This is a genomic window from Pseudomonas sp. GM74, from assembly GCF_000282455.1.
Taxonomy (GTDB): Bacteria; Pseudomonadota; Gammaproteobacteria; order Pseudomonadales; family Pseudomonadaceae; genus Aquipseudomonas.
This window is the reverse complement of record NZ_AKJG01000002.1, coordinates 55,523-72,647: the sequence shown is the minus strand read 5'-3', so window position 1 is coordinate 72,647 and position 17,125 is coordinate 55,523. Positions and strand designations below refer to the sequence as shown.

The 17,125-nt window shown below is 60.3% G+C and carries 15 protein-coding genes; 9 read left to right on the top strand and 6 right to left on the bottom strand.

Going from position 1 to position 17,125, the window contains the following annotated elements:
• Positions 1-14 precede the first annotated feature (14 nt).
• Complete coding sequence (gene desA, locus PMI34_RS26615; RefSeq protein WP_008045448.1) at positions 15-1,199, bottom strand: delta-9 fatty acid desaturase DesA; 1,185 nt, start codon at positions 1,197-1,199, stop codon at positions 15-17.
• A gap of 146 nt (positions 1,200-1,345) precedes the next feature.
• Here desA and dibA point away from each other — a divergent pair, with 146 nt between their 5' ends.
• From dibA to PMI34_RS26645, 6 genes are all read left to right on the top strand, one after another.
• On the top strand, positions 1,346-3,265 hold the full coding sequence (dibA, locus tag PMI34_RS26620; protein ID WP_008045444.1) for a phosphodiesterase DibA: 1,920 nt from the start codon (positions 1,346-1,348) through the stop codon (positions 3,263-3,265).
• Positions 3,266-3,569: 304 nt separating this feature from the next.
• Positions 3,570-3,752 carry a sulfur starvation response protein OscA gene (oscA, locus tag PMI34_RS26625; protein WP_007975618.1) on the top strand — a complete coding sequence of 61 codons (183 nt, stop codon included), beginning with the start codon at positions 3,570-3,572 and terminating at the stop codon, positions 3,750-3,752.
• 71 nt (positions 3,753-3,823) lie between these two features.
• Positions 3,824-4,834: a sulfate ABC transporter substrate-binding protein gene (locus tag PMI34_RS26630; RefSeq protein WP_177318790.1), complete on the top strand. Its 1,011-nt coding sequence runs from the start codon at positions 3,824-3,826 to the stop codon at positions 4,832-4,834.
• Between the two features lie 151 nt (positions 4,835-4,985).
• Positions 4,986-5,804, top strand: a complete 819-nt coding sequence (gene cysT, locus PMI34_RS26635; protein ID WP_007972956.1) for a sulfate ABC transporter permease subunit CysT — start codon at positions 4,986-4,988, stop codon at positions 5,802-5,804.
• A 12-nt stretch (positions 5,805-5,816) separates the two neighbouring features.
• On the top strand, positions 5,817-6,686 hold the full coding sequence (cysW, locus tag PMI34_RS26640; RefSeq protein ID WP_008045439.1) for a sulfate ABC transporter permease subunit CysW: 870 nt from the start codon (positions 5,817-5,819) through the stop codon (positions 6,684-6,686).
• 3 nt (positions 6,687-6,689) lie between these two features.
• The gene (locus PMI34_RS26645; RefSeq protein WP_008045437.1) at positions 6,690-7,679 is read left to right on the top strand and encodes a sulfate/molybdate ABC transporter ATP-binding protein; all 990 of its coding nucleotides are present in this window, start codon (positions 6,690-6,692) and stop codon (positions 7,677-7,679) included.
• 104 nt (positions 7,680-7,783) lie between these two features.
• On the opposite strand, the gene PMI34_RS26650 is transcribed toward PMI34_RS26645, so the two are convergent.
• A complete protein-coding gene (locus tag PMI34_RS26650; RefSeq protein WP_008045436.1) occupies positions 7,784-8,308 on the bottom strand; it encodes an Mpo1 family 2-hydroxy fatty acid dioxygenase in 525 nt (174 codons plus the stop codon).
• 83 nt (positions 8,309-8,391) lie between these two features.
• Here PMI34_RS26650 and PMI34_RS26655 point away from each other — a divergent pair, with 83 nt between their 5' ends.
• Positions 8,392-9,078, top strand: a complete 687-nt coding sequence (locus tag PMI34_RS26655; protein WP_008045434.1) for a Crp/Fnr family transcriptional regulator — start codon at positions 8,392-8,394, stop codon at positions 9,076-9,078.
• A gap of 208 nt (positions 9,079-9,286) precedes the next feature.
• Here PMI34_RS26655 and PMI34_RS26660 read toward each other — a convergent pair whose 3' ends face one another.
• Positions 9,287-10,291, bottom strand: coding sequence for an AraC family transcriptional regulator (locus tag PMI34_RS26660; RefSeq protein ID WP_008045432.1), 1,005 nt, complete (start codon positions 10,289-10,291; stop codon positions 9,287-9,289).
• Between the two features lie 100 nt (positions 10,292-10,391).
• On the opposite strand from PMI34_RS26660, the gene PMI34_RS26665 reads away from it, so the two are divergent.
• Positions 10,392-11,465, top strand: a complete 1,074-nt coding sequence (locus PMI34_RS26665) for a fatty acid desaturase (RefSeq protein WP_008045431.1) — start codon at positions 10,392-10,394, stop codon at positions 11,463-11,465.
• A 130-nt stretch (positions 11,466-11,595) separates the two neighbouring features.
• Here PMI34_RS26665 and PMI34_RS26670 read toward each other — a convergent pair whose 3' ends face one another.
• From PMI34_RS26670 to PMI34_RS26680, 3 genes are read right to left on the bottom strand one after another with little or no spacing between them, the layout of a single operon-like run.
• On the bottom strand, positions 11,596-13,206 hold the full coding sequence (locus tag PMI34_RS26670; RefSeq protein ID WP_008045429.1) for an arylsulfatase: 1,611 nt from the start codon (positions 13,204-13,206) through the stop codon (positions 11,596-11,598).
• Between the two features lie 15 nt (positions 13,207-13,221).
• On the bottom strand, positions 13,222-14,037 hold the full coding sequence (locus tag PMI34_RS26675; RefSeq protein WP_008045427.1) for an ABC transporter ATP-binding protein: 816 nt from the start codon (positions 14,035-14,037) through the stop codon (positions 13,222-13,224).
• Entirely contained in the window at positions 14,034-15,632 is a 1,599-nt protein-coding gene (locus tag PMI34_RS26680; RefSeq protein WP_008045425.1) for an ABC transporter permease, read from the bottom strand. The genes PMI34_RS26675 and PMI34_RS26680 overlap by 4 nt, the downstream gene beginning before the upstream one ends.
• 402 nt (positions 15,633-16,034) lie before the next feature.
• Here PMI34_RS26680 and PMI34_RS26685 point away from each other — a divergent pair, with 402 nt between their 5' ends.
• Positions 16,035-17,048, top strand: a complete 1,014-nt coding sequence (locus PMI34_RS26685) for an ABC transporter substrate-binding protein (RefSeq protein WP_008045424.1) — start codon at positions 16,035-16,037, stop codon at positions 17,046-17,048.
• The last annotated feature ends 77 nt before the right edge of the window (positions 17,049-17,125 follow it).

The following is a 17,125-nucleotide window of genomic DNA, read 5'->3' as shown; positions in this document are numbered from 1 at the left end:
CTCCCACAGGTTTTTCAGACGGCGGCAGGGCGCAGGGAGTAGGTTTTCAACTGATCGGCGAATTCGCGCAGGGATTGAATCCCGCTGGCTTCGGCTTCGTGTACCCAGTCCTTGATGGCTGCCAGCATGTCGTGACCATTTGAGCTGGTCTTGACCCAGATCTGCTGCAGGGCCAGGCGTTTCTCGTAAATTACCTTCAGCGCCTGACTGTGCTCGAGCATGTTCTGGATGCGTACATGGTGTTTGTCATCCAGCAGGCTGGTCTCCCGCGAAAGCAGGCGTTTGGCCCGGTGGAACTGGTGACGTACCGAGTGATCGACCTTTTCCAGCTCTTGCTTGACCAGCGGGCCGATCACGAGTTTGCGGTACTGGGCCATGATCTGGAAGCGGTTGTTGAGGATCGCCATGGCGGTGTCCATGTCCAGGTTGCCCTTGCCTTCGACGCGATGGGCAATCGGCGCAACCCGCTGGACCTTGGCCAGGCGCAGGAAGCTGAAGACTTGAATCCAAGCCCAGCCCAGGTCGAATTCCCACTTCTTCACCGACAGTTTTGCCGAGTTAGGGTAGGTGTGATGGTTGTTATGCAGTTCTTCACCGCCAATCAGGATGCCCCAAGGCACCAGGTTGGTCGCGGCGTCGCGGCATTCGAAATTGCGATAGCCGACGGCATGGCCCAGGCCATTGACCACGCCGGCGGCCCACACCGGGATCCACATCATCTGGATGGCCCAGATGGTGATGCCGATGGTGCCGAACAGCAGCAGGTCGATAACACCCATGATCGCAATGCCCAGCAGCGGGAAGCGGCTGTAGAGATTGCGCTCGATCCAGTCTTCGGGGCAGTTCTTGCCATAGATGCGCAGCGTCTCGGGGTTTTCCGCTTCGGCGCGGTACAGCTCGGCGCCTTTGCGCAGCACCGTGGACAAACCCTTGATGACCGGGCTGTGCGGATCATCGACGGTTTCGCATTTGGCGTGATGCTTGCGGTGGATGGCGGTCCACTCGCGGGTGTTCTGCGCCGTGGTCAGCCACAGCCAGAAACGGAAGAAATGTTTAAGGCCCCCATTGAGCTCCAGGGAGCGATGGGCCGAGTAACGATGCAGATAGACCGTGACGGCGATGATCGTGACGTGGGTCATCAGCAGGGTGACTGCTACCAGCGACCAGGGCGACAAGCCAAGAAAACCTTCGTACCACATAGGCTGTAGGGCCCTCGATAAAGAAAAAACAGCCGTTGCATTATCACTAAGCCCACACAGAAAACCAGTCGCCCTTTCAGATAAGAGTGGCTGGATGTGTCTTTAAACTATAATTCCAACCTTTTTGTAGGGACATGGATTGCCGGATGTCTGCCACCTATCGCGATGCCTTGCGCGCAGCGCTGCTCTATCTGTTGCTTTCTGTGGTTTGGCTGCAGATCAGTGGCTATTTATTAAACAGTTTCTTCGATAGCTCCGCCGAGCGACTGCGATGGCAACTGATCAACGGTTATGTCTGGGTGCTGTTCAGCGCCGGGTTGATCTTCATTGCCCGGGCGCGGTTACTGCGGTGTCTGGGTATCGGCGCCAAGCTGCGTGAGCGCGATGCCGACCGCATGCGCTTGCGCCAGGCGGCAGCCGTGTTCGACTGCACCCGCGAAGGCGTGCTGGTCACCAATCGGGAAGGCGTGATCGTCCATGTGAACCGGGCGTTCATGGAAATCACCGGTTACGGGTATGAGGACGTGCTGGGGCAGCGGCCCAATCTGTTCAAGTCCGGGCGACATTCCCCTGAGTTCTATCAGGTGATGTTTGCCGCGCTCGCCAGTGTCGGGGAGTGGAGTGGGGAAATCTGGAACCGGCGCAAAAGCGGCGAGATTTACCCGCAATGGCAGACGATCCGCCTGATTCATGACGACTACGGCCGGCCGAGCCAATATGTGGCGGTGTTTTCCGACATCAGTGCAATCAAGAACTCCGAACACGAGCTGATGCACCTGGCGCACCACGATCCGCTGACCGACCTGCCGAACCGCCTGTTGTTCACCGACCGCGCCGAACAGGCCCTGGCCTCTGCACAGGTCCACAAGCGTGGCTGCGCGCTGCTGATGATCGATCTCGATCACTTCAAGATGATCAACGACAGCCTCGGGCATACCATTGGCGACCAGTTGCTCAAGGCTGTGGCCGAGCGCCTGGGTGCCATGTTCGGCCCGGGCATCACCCTGGCCAGGCTGGGCGGAGATGAATTCGCCGTACTCGCCGAAAGCTGTCCGCAACTGGTTCAGGCCGCTGCGTTGGCCCAGCGGATCATCGATGGCCTTAAAGAGCCGTTCCTTATTGATGGACACCAGATGTCCATCAACACCAGCATCGGCATCAGCCTGTTCCCCAGCGATGCCTTGAGCGTCGAGCAACTGCTGCGCAATGCCGACTCTGCGCTGTTCAAGGCCAAGAGCACGGGGCGCAATGATTATGCCCTGTACACCGAAGAGCTGACGGCCCACGCCCAGCAACGGGTGGAGATCGCCTTCGAATTGCGCCGCGCCCTGGACCAGCAGGAGCTGCGGATCCATTACCAGCCGGTTCACGATCTCAAGACCTGTCGCCTGATTGGCGTCGAGGCGTTGGTGCGTTGGCAGCATCCGCAACGGGGATTGGTGTCGCCTGCGGAATTCATTCCGGTCGCCGAACGAACCGGCCTGATTGCTGAAATCGATGCCTGGGTCATGGCGCAGGCATGTCGCCAGATGTGCCAGTGGCAGCAGGACGGGGTGGTGCTGTCGTTCGTCGCGGTCAATGTTTCTTCGCGACTGTTCGCCCGTCGTGAGTTGTATCAGCAGGTAGCGCAGGTACTGCGCGAAACCGGGCTGGAGCCGGCCTGTCTGGAGCTGGAAGTGACCGAAAGCGCGGTGATGGACGATCCGGAGGTCGCGCTGGAGCAGATGCATCGCCTGCGCGAGTTGGGTGTGCGCCTGGCCATCGATGACTTCGGCACGGGTTACTCATCGCTGTTGCGGCTCAAGCGCCTGCCGGTGCAAAAACTGAAAATCGACCAGGGCTTCGTCGCCGGATTGCCGTGGGATGAGGATGATGCGGCGATTTCGCGGGTGATCATCGCCCTGGCTCAAAGCATGGGCATGCAGGTGCATGCCGAGGGGATCGAGCAGGTCGAGCAGGCTGCTTTCCTTCTTGAACACGGTTGCGATCTGGGGCAGGGCTACTGGTTTGGGCGACCGGTGCCGGCGGTGCGGCTGGATTGGACATGTACGCCGGTGATCGGATAGGTGCCCAGTTCAGTTGATGCCCAAACCCTGTGGGAGCGAGCTTGCTCGCGATAGCGGAATATCAGCCGACATTTCTGGCGACTGACACTCCCTCATCGCGAGCAAGCTCGCTCCCACAGGGTTTTTGTTGTGCCTGGAAGTGGGCGAATCATCTCAAGCCCTTGTCCATTCAATTAATGTCTTATGGTTATATAAACATTCTTAAATAGTCTTTTTAAGAATATCTGTGCCTCTCTACTATTGCTCTCAAGCCGCAAGCAGTGCCGACACTGCGAGGCAACCTCTCAGTTGAAGGAGCAGCAATATGAGCGCATCCCTGCGTAGCGTCGACGGTCAAGACGAAGCCACCATCTTGCGTGAAATCCAGAGTGCCCTGCGCGATCTGCGCTTTGGTGCCGTGGAAATCACCGTGCACAACGCCCAGGTGGTGCAGATCGAGCGCAAAGAAAAATTCCGTTTGCAGCAGCCGGGCAACAAGCCGGGCTGAGGTGAATCAGGCAACGCGATATCCCATAAGAAAAAGCCAACAAACCAAGAATTCCAGGAGCTTTCACCATGTTGTCGATTCGTCATTTCGCTTTGGCCGCCCTGGCCAGCGCCCTTTTTGCCGGTTCCGCCGTTGCCAAGGACTACGAGCTGCTCAACGTGTCGTATGACCCGACCCGTGAGCTGTACCAGGACTACAACGCCGAATTCATCAAGTTCTGGCAGAAAGAACACGCGGGCGACACCGTGAAGGTCCAGCAATCCCACGGCGGCTCGGGCAAGCAGGGGCGGGCGGTGATCGATGGCCTGCGTGCCGACGTCGTGACCCTGGCCCTGGCCGGTGATATCGACGAAATCGCCAAGCTCGGCAAATCCCTGCCGGCTGACTGGCAAAAACGCCTGCCGGACGCCAGCACCCCTTACACCTCGACCATCGTGTTCCTGGTGCGCAAGGGCAACCCTAAAGGCATCAAGGACTGGGGCGACCTGGTCAAGAATGACGTCTCGGTGATCACGCCGAACCCGAAAACCTCTGGCGGTGCGCGCTGGAACTTCCTCGCGGCGTGGGCCTATGGCCTGAAAGCCAGTGGCGGCGACGAAGCCAAGGCCAAGGAATACGTACAAACCCTGTTCAAGCACGTGCCAGTGCTGGACACCGGCGCCCGCGGCTCGACCATTACTTTCGTCAACAACGGTCAGGGCGACGTATTGCTGGCCTGGGAAAACGAAGCCTTCCTGGCCCTGAAAGAAGAGGGCGGCGCCGACAAGTTCGACATCGTCGTGCCTTCGCTGTCGATTCTCGCCGAGCCGCCGGTGGCGGTGGTCGACAAGAACGCCGAGAAAAAGGGCAACGAGCAGATCGCCGAAGCCTACCTCAAGCACCTGTACAGCCCGGCCGGCCAGGAAATCGCGGCGAAGAACTTCTATCGTCCACGTGACAAGGACGTGGCCGCCAAGTACGCCCAGCAGTTCCCGAAACTGGAACTGGTGAGCATCGACAAGGACTTCGGCGGGTGGAAAACCGCACAGCCGAAATTCTTTAACGACGGGGGCGTGTTCGACCAGATCTACCAGGCGCAATAACCTGGCTTAAGCTGCATAACATGTGGGGGCGGGCTTGCTCGCGAAGGCGGTGTATCAGACGACATCATTGTTGACTGATGCTCCCTCTTCGCGAGCAAGCCCGCTCCCACAAGGATGGGTTTAGTTGATCGCTTTTTAACCAAGGACTTTTATGTCGCGTCGTATCTCCCCCGTCATACCCGGCTTCGGGCTGACGCTGGGCTACACCTTGGTGTACCTCAGCCTGATTGTGCTCATACCACTGGCGGCGATGTTTGTGCATGCCGCTCAACTCACCTGGGATCAGTTCTGGGCAATCATCTCGGCGCCACGGGTGCTGGCTGCGTTGAAGCTCAGCTTCGGCACAGCCCTGTGTGCCGCGATCATCAACGGCATTATCGGCACGCTGCTGGCCTGGGTATTAGTGCGCTATACCTTCCCTGGACGAAAAGTGATCGATGCAATGATCGACTTGCCGTTCGCATTGCCCACGGCGGTGGCTGGTATTGCGCTCACGGCGTTGTACACACCTACCGGCCTGGTGGGTCAATTTGCGGCGGATCTGGGTTTCAAGATCGCCTACACCCCTCTGGGCATCACCCTTGCCCTCACTTTTGTGACACTTCCATTCGTAGTACGTACCGTACAGCCAGTATTGGCGGATATTCCCCGCGAAGTGGAAGAAGCGGCAGCGTGCCTGGGTGCAAAACCGTTGCAGGTTTTCCGCCATATCCTGCTGCCGGCACTCTTGCCTGCATGGCTGACCGGGTTCGCGTTGGCCTTTGCCCGCGGGGTCGGCGAGTACGGTTCGGTGATTTTCATTGCCGGTAACATGCCGATGAAAACCGAGATCCTGCCGCTGCTGATCATGGTCAAGCTCGACCAATACGATTACACCGGCGCTACCTCCATTGGTGTACTGATGCTGGTGGTTTCCTTTGTCCTGTTGCTGCTGATCAACTTGTTGCAGCGGCGCATCGAAACCCCATAAGGAGGCGCACCCATGTCTCAATCGTCTATTGCTGCCGCTTCCTCGAACGCTGCCCGCCGTGGCAGTGCGACTTCGCGGCGAATCCTGATCGGCCTTGGCTGGCTGATTTTTGCGCTGTTCCTGTTGCTGCCGCTGTTCATCGTGGTGTCCCAGGGCCTGAAGCTCGGCCTCGGGGCGTTTTTCACCGCGATCTTTGAGGCGGACGCGCTGTCGGCACTGAAACTCACGGTCATCGCCGTACTTATTTCAGTGCCGCTGAATCTGGTGTTCGGTGTCAGCGCCGCCTGGTGCGTGAGCAAGTACTCGTTTCGCGGCAAGAGCATGCTGGTGACACTGATCGACCTGCCGTTCTCGGTATCGCCGGTGATCGCCGGTCTGGTCTACGTGCTGATGTTCGGCGCCCAGGGCCTGTTCGGCCCATGGCTGCAGGATCACGACATCCAGATCGTCTTCGCCCTGCCGGGCATCGTGCTGGCGACGATTTTCGTCACCGTGCCGTTCGTGGCCCGTGAACTGATCCCGCTGATGCAGGAACAAGGCACTCAGGAAGAGGAAGCCGCGCGCCTGCTCGGGGCCAACGGCTGGCAGATGTTCTGGCACGTCACCGTGCCCAACATCAAATGGGGCCTGATCTACGGCGTGGTGCTGTGTACCGCGCGGGCCATGGGGGAGTTCGGTGCGGTGTCGGTGGTGTCCGGGCACATTCGCGGGGTGACCAACACCCTGCCGTTGCATGTCGAGATCCTCTACAACGAATACAACCACGTGGCCGCGTTCGCCGTGGCGAGCCTGTTGCTGATCCTGGCGCTCTTCATCCTGCTGCTCAAGCAGTGGAGCGAAAACCGTATTAACCGCCTGCGCGCCAGCGCCGCGGAGGAATAATTCATGTCGATCGAAGTGCGTAACGTCAGCAAGAACTTCCATGCCTTCAAGGCGCTGGACAACATCAGCCTGGACATCCAGAGCGGCGAACTCGTCGCGTTGCTCGGTCCGTCGGGCTGCGGCAAGACCACGCTGCTGCGGATCATCGCCGGCCTGGAAACTCCAGACCAGGGCAATATCGTGTTCCACGGTGAAGACGTTTCCGGCCACGACGTGCGAGATCGCAACGTCGGTTTCGTGTTCCAGCACTACGCCTTGTTCCGCCACATGACGGTGTTCGACAACGTCGCGTTCGGCCTGCGCATGAAGCCGAAAAACCAGCGCCCGAACGAAAGCCAGATCGCAACCAAGGTCCACGAACTGCTGAACATGGTGCAACTGGACTGGTTGTCGGATCGCTACCCGGAACAACTCTCCGGCGGTCAGCGCCAGCGCATTGCCCTGGCCCGGGCACTGGCGGTGGAGCCGAAAGTGCTGCTGCTCGACGAGCCTTTCGGCGCCCTCGACGCCAAGGTCCGCAAAGAGCTGCGCCGCTGGCTGGCGCGTCTGCACGAAGACATCAACCTGACCTCGGTGTTCGTGACCCACGATCAGGAAGAAGCCATGGAAGTGGCCGACCGCATCGTGGTGATGAACAAGGGTGTGATCGAGCAGATCGGCTCACCGGGCGACGTCTACGAAAACCCGGCCAGCGATTTCGTCTATCACTTCCTCGGTGATTCGAACCGTCTGCACCTGGGCGAAGACAGGCACGTGCTGTTCCGCCCGCACGAGGTGTCGCTGTCGCGCCATGAACTGGAAGATCACCACGCAGCGGAGGTGCGCGATATTCGTCCGCTGGGCGCGACGACGCGGGTGACGTTGAAGGTCGAAGGGCAGAGCGATCTGATCGAGGCCGAAGTGGTCAAGGATCACGACAGCCTGGTTGGTTTGGCAAAAGGCGAGACGTTGTTCTTCAAGCCGAAGGTCTGGCAGAAGGTCGCGAATATTTAAAATCAAAAGCTTCGTCGGATCGCCGCCCGGAGCAAGCCCGCTCCCACATTGGATTTGTGAATGACGCAAATCAGTGTGGGAGCGGGCTTGCCCGCGAATGCGATCTAGACAGCCGCACGCTTCGGATTGATCCGCACACCCCCTGCCCGCGCCTCGATCTGCTCTTTGAGCTCACGCCGCATCCCCAGCATGAACGCCAATTCAGCCACCACAAACAGCGGCCCGACAATCAAGCCGGTCACGTCATCGACAAATGCCGGTTTGCGCCCTTCGTAGTGATGGCCGACAAACTGGATCGCCCAGCCGATCACGAACATCGCCACGCCGCTGCCCAGCCAGACCAGCGTGCTTTGCTGCGCCAGCGCATGACCTGCCCACACCGACAGCCCGAGCAACACGGTCATCAACATGCCCAGGCGCAACTCCAGGCGCAGGTAAAACCACGCCGATGCCAGCGAGACGAGCACTGCCGGTGACAGCCACACGCCGACCAGCGACCATTCCGGCCGCGACAGCAACACCGCGACGGCCACCACGATCAACGGAATGCCGATAAAGTGCGAGGCGATGTTGCGCGGGTCACGGTGGTAGGCGGCGTATTGACTGAGGTGGTCGACGAGGCTTTTCATTGTTGTTCTCCTGTGGGGTGATTGATCATGCCCCGGGGCCACTTCCCGCTCTGTCAGCCAGGCGACAATCTCTAGGAGTTTTCATGGATATGCAGGTCTGGCGTCCACGCCTGATGAGCGGTCAGTGGTTCAGCCATTTGCCTGTTTCCCTACAGGATAGCCTGCTGTCGGCGGCCAGGCTGCGGCGCCTGTCGCCGGGCCAGCGGCTGTTCAAGCGTGGCGATCCGCCCTGTGGCCTGTACGCGGTGCTTGAAGGCGCGGTGCGCGTCGGTGCCGTCAGCGAGCAGGGCAAGGAAGCATTGCTGAGCCTGGTGGAGCCGCCGCACTGGTTCGGCGAAATCTGCCTGTTCGATGGCCAGCCACGCACCCACGATGCCTACGGCGTGGGCCAGTGCACGCTGCTGCACATTCCCCAGAATACCTTGCTGGCGCTGCTCGATGAGCATCCGCAGCACTGGCGGCAACTGGCCTTGCTGATGAGCCAGAAATTGCGCATGACCTTCATCAACCTCGAACAACTGAGCCTGTTGCCGGCCCCGGCACGGTTGGCGCACCGCTTGTTGATGATCGCCGAAGGCTATGGCGAGACCACACCACCGCGCCGCGTCCTGCAACTGCCCCAGGAGCAGCTTGCCGCCATGTTGTCGCTGTCGCGCCAGACCACCAACCAGATCCTCAAGGAGTTGCAGGGGCAGGGAGTCATCGGGCTGAGTTACGGCGAAATTGAAATTATCGATGCTGCCCGGTTGCGGGAGCTGGCCACAATCTGAAACTCGACGCATATCCCTTGTGGGAGCGAGCTTGCTCGCGATGTCAGTGTGTCAGTCTCCAGGTATGTCGACTGACAGTCCGCTTTCGCGAGCAAGCTCGCTCCCACAGGGGATCTGGGTGAATCAGAGATTTGTGGTCACCGAAAAAACTGTGGGAGCGGGCTTGCCCGCGAAGAGGCCAGCCCAGGCAACCCATTTTCAGGCTAGATCAGCGCAACCCATCCCGAAACTGCCCAGGCGTCATCCCCGTCCAGCGCTTGAAGGCGCGGCTGAAGCTGCTGGTGTCGGCAAACCCGAGCAGATAACTGATCTCGCTCAATGACACTTGCGGGTCGCGCAGGTGCAGCAGGGCGAGATTTTCGCGGCTTTCGTTGAGCAGCGTGTCGAACCGGCAGCCTTCGTCGGCCAGGTGCCGTTGCAGGCTGCGCAGGCTCAGGTGCAGGGCCTTGGCGATGTGTTCGGCGCTGGGTTCGCCTTCGGGCAGTTGTTCTTCAATCGCGTCGCGGACTTTGCGCTCCCACGTCATTGGCTTGAGTTGCGCCAGGGTTCGCTTGAGTACGGTTTCATTGTGTTCGGCCAGTTCCGGGTTGGCGTCGTCCAGGTGGCTGTCGAAGTCAATGAGGGCGAATTCAAGCCGATCCTCATCGGCGCCGAAGTGCAAGGGCGAGCGAAAGACTTTATGCCATTGATGCGCGTCTGCCGGTTCCGGGCGGCGCAGGTAGGTCGCCAGCGGCGCGTAGTCGCGGCCCAGGCGATTGCGGCAGGTGCGCACGTAGATCGCCATGAACGCATCGATGGCTTCGAAGGCCGGGGCCGGGTTGCCGGAAGGGATTTTAAGACTGAAGCGGTAGCGATCCTCGGCGCGGGTCAGCTCCAGCTCCAGGGCATCGCTTACCACCTGGTGATAGCGCACGATGCGCTCGAACACTTCCCGCAGGCTGCCGCTGGCCACCAGCGCATAACCCAGCGCATGGAAAGTGGTCGGGCTGACGAAACGCGAAACCCGCAATCCGATCGCCGGGTCGCCGCTGACCTGGACTGCCAGATTCCACAGGTGCGTGGTGCCCGACAGCGGGTAGCGCGCGTTCGGGTCGTCCATCAGTTGCGGGTCGAGCCCCGCTTGCTGGCACAGGGCGGTGCTGTCGATGCCCAGAGCATCGAGTTGCTTGCGCAGGGCGCGGGTCCAGCTGGCGAGGGAGGTCGGTTCAGTCATGCTGATTGGCGCTTCCGGTCAACAGGTTGGCGTTCTCGGCTACCGCGTTGCGAAGGATCGCAAGGCAGGATGCAACCATCAATAACCAGAGGATGGAAGCATGGACCGTACTTCTGCAAGCCCCCAGCGACTGAATGCAGCTCAACGATCGGCCCATATCCGCGAAGTGGTGCTGGCCAGAGGCGTCGAGTTGCGCGAGCAATACCCGATTCTCAAGCATCAGGACGCCCTCGGCGCGGGCATTCTGACCTTCGCCATCGCCGGTATGGTCGGTTCTGCGGCGCTCTATATGACCGGGCACATGGCCTGGTGGGCGTGCCTGTTGCTCAACGCATTTTTTGCCTCGTTGACCCATGAGCTGGAACACGACCTGATCCACAGCATGTACTTTCGCAAGCAGAAGGTGCCGCACAACCTGATGATGGGGTTGGTGTGGCTGGCGCGGCCGAGCACCATCAATCCCTGGATTCGCCGCCATCTGCACCTCAATCACCATAAGGTGTCGGGCTCTGAAACCGATATGGAAGAACGCGCCATTACCAACGGCGAACCATGGGGTATCGCGCGATTCTTGATGATTGGCGACAACATGATGTCGTCGTTCATCCGCATGCTGCGGGCCAAGACCTGGGCGCAAAAGATCAGCATCGTCCAGCGCACGTTGAAGGTCTACGCACCGCTGGCACTGATGCATTGGGGCGCCTGGTACGTGTTTCTCGGTTTTCACGGGGCGAACGGCGTTGCGTATCTGATGGGCGCACCGATCGAGTGGTCGGCGACCACGTTGTCGGTGATGCAGGTGATCGACATCGCGGCAGTCGTAATCATCGGCCCGAACGTGTTGCGCACCTTCTGCCTGCACTTCGTCAGCTCGAACATGCATTACTACGGTGATGTGGAGCCGGGCAACGTGATGCAGCAGTGCCAGGTACTGAATGCCTGGTGGTTGTGGCCGCTGCAGGCGTTCTGCTTCAACTTCGGCAGCAGCCACGGGATCCATCACTTTGTGGTGAAGGAACCCTTCTACATCCGCCAGTTGACCGTGCCGGTGGGGCACAAGGTGATGCGCGAGATGGGTGTGCGGTTCAATGATTTCGGTACGTTTGCGCGGGCCAACCGGTTTGAGCGCAGGGAAGAAGTGGCTGTGGAAAAGGTGCGTACGGCTCAAGTCTAGTGGTCGTTTGAAAGGGCCTCTTCGCGGGCAAGCCCGCTCCCACAATGATTTGTGCTGAAAGCAAATTTTGCATTCACCGCAGAAACCTGTGGGAGCGGGCTTGCCCGCGAAGGGGCCGGTTCAGACAGCATCAATCCGGCTGAAACGGCGACTCACTCAATATCACCCCAGTCTCATCCACATACCGCTGCCAATGCTCGATCAAGGCACCGAGCTTGTGTGGTTGGCTCGACGCCAGGTCATGAATCTCCCCCGGATCATTGCCCAGGTCATACAGCTGCCAGGTCGCCGGCCCCACCGGCCCCGGGATGTACACCGCCTTCCATTGCCCCTGTCGAATCGCCCGCCGACCGAACAATTCCCACCCGGTCACGGTGTGTTCGTCATGCACGTGTGCCGTCTCGCCCGACAGGAACCCAAGCCACGACTTCCCTCGAACTTGCGCCACGGGCTTGCCGTGCCATTGCTTGCCCGGGTGGCGCACGCCGGCGAGATCCAGAATGGTCGGCGTGATGTCCATCACCGTGCCGAAACCGTGGCTGATCTGGCCCTTGAGCGGCAGCTGCGGGTAGTGCACCAGCGCCGGAACGCGGATCCCGCCTTCGGTGGTGAAGGCCTTGAACAGCCGCGACGGCGCGGTCGCCACTTGCGCCCAGTTCGGCCCGTACCAGACGTAGGAGTTGGCGCGGCCGATGTTGTCCAGGCTGTTGTCGTAATGCTGGTTGAGATAGGTCAGCAACTGCGGGCCGAATTTCGGAAAGGCCTCCAGCAACGCCCCTTCGGCACCGTTATCGGACATGAACAGGATGAAGGTGTTGTCCAGTTGCCCTTGCTGGCGCAAGTAATCGACGACCCGCCCGATGTTCCAGTCCATGCGCTCGACCATCGCGGCATAAACCTCCATGGCCCGCGCGGAGATCTGTCGTTGCTCGTCGCTCAGGGCATCCCATTGTGCAGTCAACCGGATCAACGGATGCGGCTCGACATCGGCCTCGATCAGCCCCAGTTTCTTGAGTTTTTCCAGACGCTCAAGTCGCAGTACTTCAGGGCCTGCGTCATAGCGCCCGCGGTATTTTTCCACCACCTCGGCCGGTGCCTGCAACGGCCAGTGTGGCGCGGAAAACGGCAGGTAGGCGAAGAACGGCCGGGTCTGGTCGCGCTCCTTGAGGTATTGCAGCAGCTTGTCGCCAAAGGCATCGGAGGAATAGAAATCCTTGGGCAGTTCATCGATGAATTGGTCGTCTTCGATGTACAGCGCCGGGGTGGATTTCAGCAGCCGTGGCGTCGTTTCATCGTAGGTCGGCTCGAAGCCGTAATGGTTGGCCGCGCCGGGCAGCAGCGAAAACGAACGCTCGAAACCCCGGGCGTGGGGCGCCAGTTCTGCGGTCAGGCCCAGGTGCCATTTGCCGCTCATCAAGGTCTGGTAACCAGCCTCGCGCAGCAACTCGGGCAGGGCGACCACGCGGTCGTTCAGGTGCCCTTCGTAACCCGGTTTACCGATCAGGTCCGGGGTCAATGCTTCGGCCATGGTGCCGATGCCGGCGATGTGGTGATCAGTGCCGGTGAGCAGCATCGAACGGGTCGGCGAGCAGGTCGGTGCGGTGTGAAAATCGGTCAGGCGCAGGCCATTGTTGGCCAATGTATCGAGGTTCGGCGTGTTGATTTCGCCACCGAAGGCGCCGAGGTCGGAAAAGCCCAGGTCATCGGCCAGGATCACTAGAAAGTTGGGACGTTGCGGCATCAAGCATTTCCTTTTTCAGTAGGCAATGAAGGACAGCGGCAGATCGCGGACCTGCACCGGCACGGGGGGCTGGTAGTGATCGTCGCTGGTGAGTTCGTGAAGCAGTTCTTCGCGCAATTGGTGGAAGTCGAAACTGCTGCGCTGGCGCGGATGGGGCAGGGCAATCTCGACCACTTGCTTGATTCGCCCAGGACGCGGCTCCATCACTACCACGCGGTCGGCGAGGAAGATCGCTTCCTCGACATCGTGGGTGACCAGCACGGTGGTGATTTTTGCCCGGGAGCGGATCGCCAACAGTTCGTCCTGCATCTGCTGGCGGGTCAGCGCATCGAGGGCGCCGAAGGGCTCGTCCAGCAGCAGAATCCGCGGGCTGGCCACCAGGCCACGAGCGATGGCCACGCGCTGCGCCATGCCACCAGAGAGCTGGTGTGGATAGGCGCGAGCGAAGTCGCCCAGGCCCACCAATTCGATGAAGTCATGGATGCGCTTGTGCTTTTGCGCAACGCTGAGTGGTTCGTTGACCAGTCCCAGGCCGATGTTGTCGGCCACGCTCAGCCACGGGAACAAGCGGTGTTCCTGAAAGACGATGCCGCGCTCGCCGCCGATGCCGGTGACGGCTTTTCCGTCCACGCTGATCTGCCCGCGAAACTGCGTATCGAGGCCCACCAGCAGCCGCAGCAAGGTGGATTTGCCGCAACCGCTGGAGCCGACGATGGCGACGAACTCACCCTCGGCGATGTCCAGGTTGAACTCGCGAATGGCCTCAAGTGTGAAGCCGTCGACGTCGAAGGTTTTGCCCACGTGATTGAAGCTGACAATCGGTGCGTTCATGCGTGTCTCCAGCGAGTGGCGCGGATTTCCAGGCGTTGGCCAATGAGGTTGAGCAGGGCACCGGTCAGGCCCACCAGCAGCATGCCGGCCATGATCAGGTCCATGCGCAGCAGTTGCTGGGCGCCGATCATCTGGCTGCCGATGCCGCCGTTGGACGGCATGAAATATTCGGCGCCGATGGTGCCGAGCCAGGCGTAGATCAGGCTCAGCCGAAGCCCTGCAAAAATCCCCGGCGCCGCGCCAGGTAGTACCAGCCGACCGAGGCGCTGGCGCAGATTCAGGCGCAACACCTGCGCGGCCTCGTTCAGTTGCGGCGACAGGTGGGCGACGCTGCGTTGGGTGGCGATGAACAGCGGGAAAAAGGCGGCGAGGGCAACGAACACCCACTTGGCCAATTCCCCCAGACCGAACCACGCGGTGAGCAGCGGCACCCAGGCGAAAATGGCGATCTGGCGGATGGCGGCGAGGGTTGGGCCGAGCAGGCGTTCACTGGTGCGCGACAACCCCAGCAGCAGCCCCAAGGCAAACCCGAGCCCACCACCGAGCAGCAATCCGCCAAGGGTTCGGCCCAGGCTCAGGGCCATGCCGCCAAGCAGTGTGCCGTCGAGCAAACCGTTTTTTGTGGTCTGCAAGACGGCCAGCGGGCTGACCAGAATGTTCGCGTCAATCCACTGCTGATCCGAGGTCAGTTGCCACAACGCCAGGAGCGCCAGCGGCAGCAGCCACGGTTGCAATCGCTGCCAGCCTTGATAACGCGGCCCGCGACGGATTTCGGCGGTGGCCGGGTGCGGCCAGTACACCAGTTTCCTGTCCAGCAGGTCGATGCCGCGATCCATCGCCACGCCGATCAGGCCGATCACCACGATGCACACGAACACGATGTCGAGCATGAACAACTGCCGCGCCCAGACCATCAGGTATCCGATGCCTTCACTGGAGGCGAGCAGTTCGACAGCGAGCAGTGAAGTCCAGCCGGCGGCCAGCGCGAGGCGCACACCGGCCATGAATGCCGGCAGCGCTGCCGGCAGCACCAGGCGCCGGATCAACAGGTGCCTGGGCAGGCGCAACACGGCGGCGGCCTCGCGCAGCTTTGGTTGAGCATCGCGCACACCGACCAGCGTATGCAGGGTTACCGGCACCACGATGGCCTTGATCAGCACCACCAGTTTCAGCATTTCGCCAATGCCGAAAAACACCATGAACAATGGAATCCAGGCCAGGGTCGGGACTTGGGCCAAGCCGGCGAAGGTTGGAAATACCAGACGCTCCAGTCGACGACTGAAACCCAGTGCCGCACCTAAAACAGCACCAGCGCTGACCCCGGCCAGCAAGCCCCAGAACAAGCGTTGCAGGCTGATCCACAAATGGCTCCACAACTCGCCTTGGGACAATTCGACAGTGCTGTTCCAGACCAGGCTCGGCGCCGGCAGAATCTGTTCGCTCATCCAGTGGTTGCGGCTGGCGAGCCACCAGAGTACGAAAAGGGCAGTGGGCAACAACCACGGCAACAAGCGTTGGCCCAGGCTTGGCCATGTTCGCTTGTGTTCAAGCGATGGGGCGGGCAGTGGCAGGCTGAGAAGGGAAACACGGGCCATGGGTGACCTCCGTTGTCGGGTTGCAATGCAAGCCTGCTTTTTGTGGGAGCGAGCTTGCTCGCGATGAGGGTGTGTCAGGCGACTTATGTGCTGAATGACACACCGCTATCGCGAGCAAGCTCGCTCCCACAGGGTTTAATGTGTATACAAAATTGATCTATAAAAATAAAAATTAATTCTATTTAGGGATAAGCAATGCCATTTAAGGCTTGGGAGCGCGCGCACATCCAATGCCTTTGAAGAATATTTTTGATGCTGTTTTTGCATACGCGATCGGAAGGCCCGTAGGGGCTGATATAGATCAAAATGCTATAAAAATGTGAATTTATAGTATTTAAGTGTTGGTTTCTCTTCGGCCTACTTTCGGCTCATCAACGCCCGTTGCCCCAAGGAGCCGCACCCATGAACCTTCCCTTCAAACGTGTCATCAGTCTGTTCGCCGCACCGGCCCTGGCGGGCCTGCTGGCCTTCACGGCCAACGCCGGTGAGCTCAAGGAAATCCGCATCGCGGTGCCGGATCTGAGTGCCGGTACCCAGCACAGTGGTGGCGGTGTCGTGGACGTACTGCGCGATCAACAGATCTTCGAAAAGGCTTTCGCCGATCAAGGCATCAAGATTCAGTGGAGCTTCTTCAAGGGCGCAGGCCCGGTGATCAACGAGGCGTTCGCCAACGGTCAGGTGGACCTGGCCTACCTCGGCGATCTGGCGGCCATCATCGGCAAGTCCAATGGTCTGGATACGCGACTGCTCAGCGCCTCGGCGCGCGGGGTGAAGCATTACCTGGGCGTGGTGCCGGGTTCGGGGATCAAGACCCTGCAGGACCTCAAGGGCAAACGCGTGGCGATCTTCCGTGGCACCGCCAGCCAGCTGTCTTTCGATGCGGCGCTGGCCAGCCAGGGGTTGAGCGAGAAAGACGTGAAAGTCATCAACCTCGACTTCAACGCGGCGGTCGCGGCACTGGCGGCGAAGCAGATCGATGCCTCGTGGGGTGGTTCCGGGCTTACCGCATTACAGGCCAAGGGACTGGCGGAGTTGCCTCTGACCACCAAGGACCTGGGCGGCGCCGGCAGTGTGCAGGCCGTGTTGGTGGGGACCGGGAAGTTCGTCGACGAGCACCCCGAGGCAGTCGCCACACTGCTCAAGGCTCAACAGCAAGCCGTGGCGTGGCTGACCCAGGACAGCAACAAGGACGCCTACATTCAGTTGGTGTCAGGGCTGGCGAATTATCCGGCGGTGATCCTCACGCAGGATCTGAAGGATCAGAAACTGAGCGAGGTGTTCCCGTCGACACTTGATCCGGTGTTCCTTGGCAAATTGCAGGATGCGGTGGACCTGGCTTCGCAGCAGAAGCTGATTCGCAAGTCGTTCAAGGTGACAGATTGGGTGGCGCCGGAGTTGGCTGCGGCAAAACTTTGAATCATTTGCGTTCTTGAGGGCGCTTTCGCTGGCAAGCCAGCTCCCACAGGGGTCTCCAGTGAACACAGATCTTGTGA

Coding starts and splice junctions, on each gene's coding strand:
- cysT (WP_007972956.1), top strand. CDS start 4,986: ATGTCGCGTCGTATCTCCCCCGTCATACCCGGCTTCGGGCTGACGCTG.
- desA (WP_008045448.1), bottom strand. CDS start 1,199: ATGTGGTACGAAGGTTTTCTTGGCTTGTCGCCCTGGTCGCTGGTAGCA.
- PMI34_RS26675 (WP_008045427.1), bottom strand. CDS start 14,037: ATGAACGCACCGATTGTCAGCTTCAATCACGTGGGCAAAACCTTCGAC.
- PMI34_RS26665 (WP_008045431.1), top strand. CDS start 10,392: ATGGACCGTACTTCTGCAAGCCCCCAGCGACTGAATGCAGCTCAACGA.
- PMI34_RS26650 (WP_008045436.1), bottom strand. CDS start 8,308: ATGAAAAGCCTCGTCGACCACCTCAGTCAATACGCCGCCTACCACCGT.
- PMI34_RS26660 (WP_008045432.1), bottom strand. CDS start 10,291: ATGACTGAACCGACCTCCCTCGCCAGCTGGACCCGCGCCCTGCGCAAG.
- PMI34_RS26685 (WP_008045424.1), top strand. CDS start 16,035: ATGAACCTTCCCTTCAAACGTGTCATCAGTCTGTTCGCCGCACCGGCC.
- dibA (WP_008045444.1), top strand. CDS start 1,346: ATGTCTGCCACCTATCGCGATGCCTTGCGCGCAGCGCTGCTCTATCTG.
- PMI34_RS26680 (WP_008045425.1), bottom strand. CDS start 15,632: ATGGCCCGTGTTTCCCTTCTCAGCCTGCCACTGCCCGCCCCATCGCTT.
- cysW (WP_008045439.1), top strand. CDS start 5,817: ATGTCTCAATCGTCTATTGCTGCCGCTTCCTCGAACGCTGCCCGCCGT.
- PMI34_RS26670 (WP_008045429.1), bottom strand. CDS start 13,206: ATGCCGCAACGTCCCAACTTTCTAGTGATCCTGGCCGATGACCTGGGC.
- PMI34_RS26655 (WP_008045434.1), top strand. CDS start 8,392: ATGGATATGCAGGTCTGGCGTCCACGCCTGATGAGCGGTCAGTGGTTC.
- oscA (WP_007975618.1), top strand. CDS start 3,570: ATGAGCGCATCCCTGCGTAGCGTCGACGGTCAAGACGAAGCCACCATC.
- PMI34_RS26645 (WP_008045437.1), top strand. CDS start 6,690: ATGTCGATCGAAGTGCGTAACGTCAGCAAGAACTTCCATGCCTTCAAG.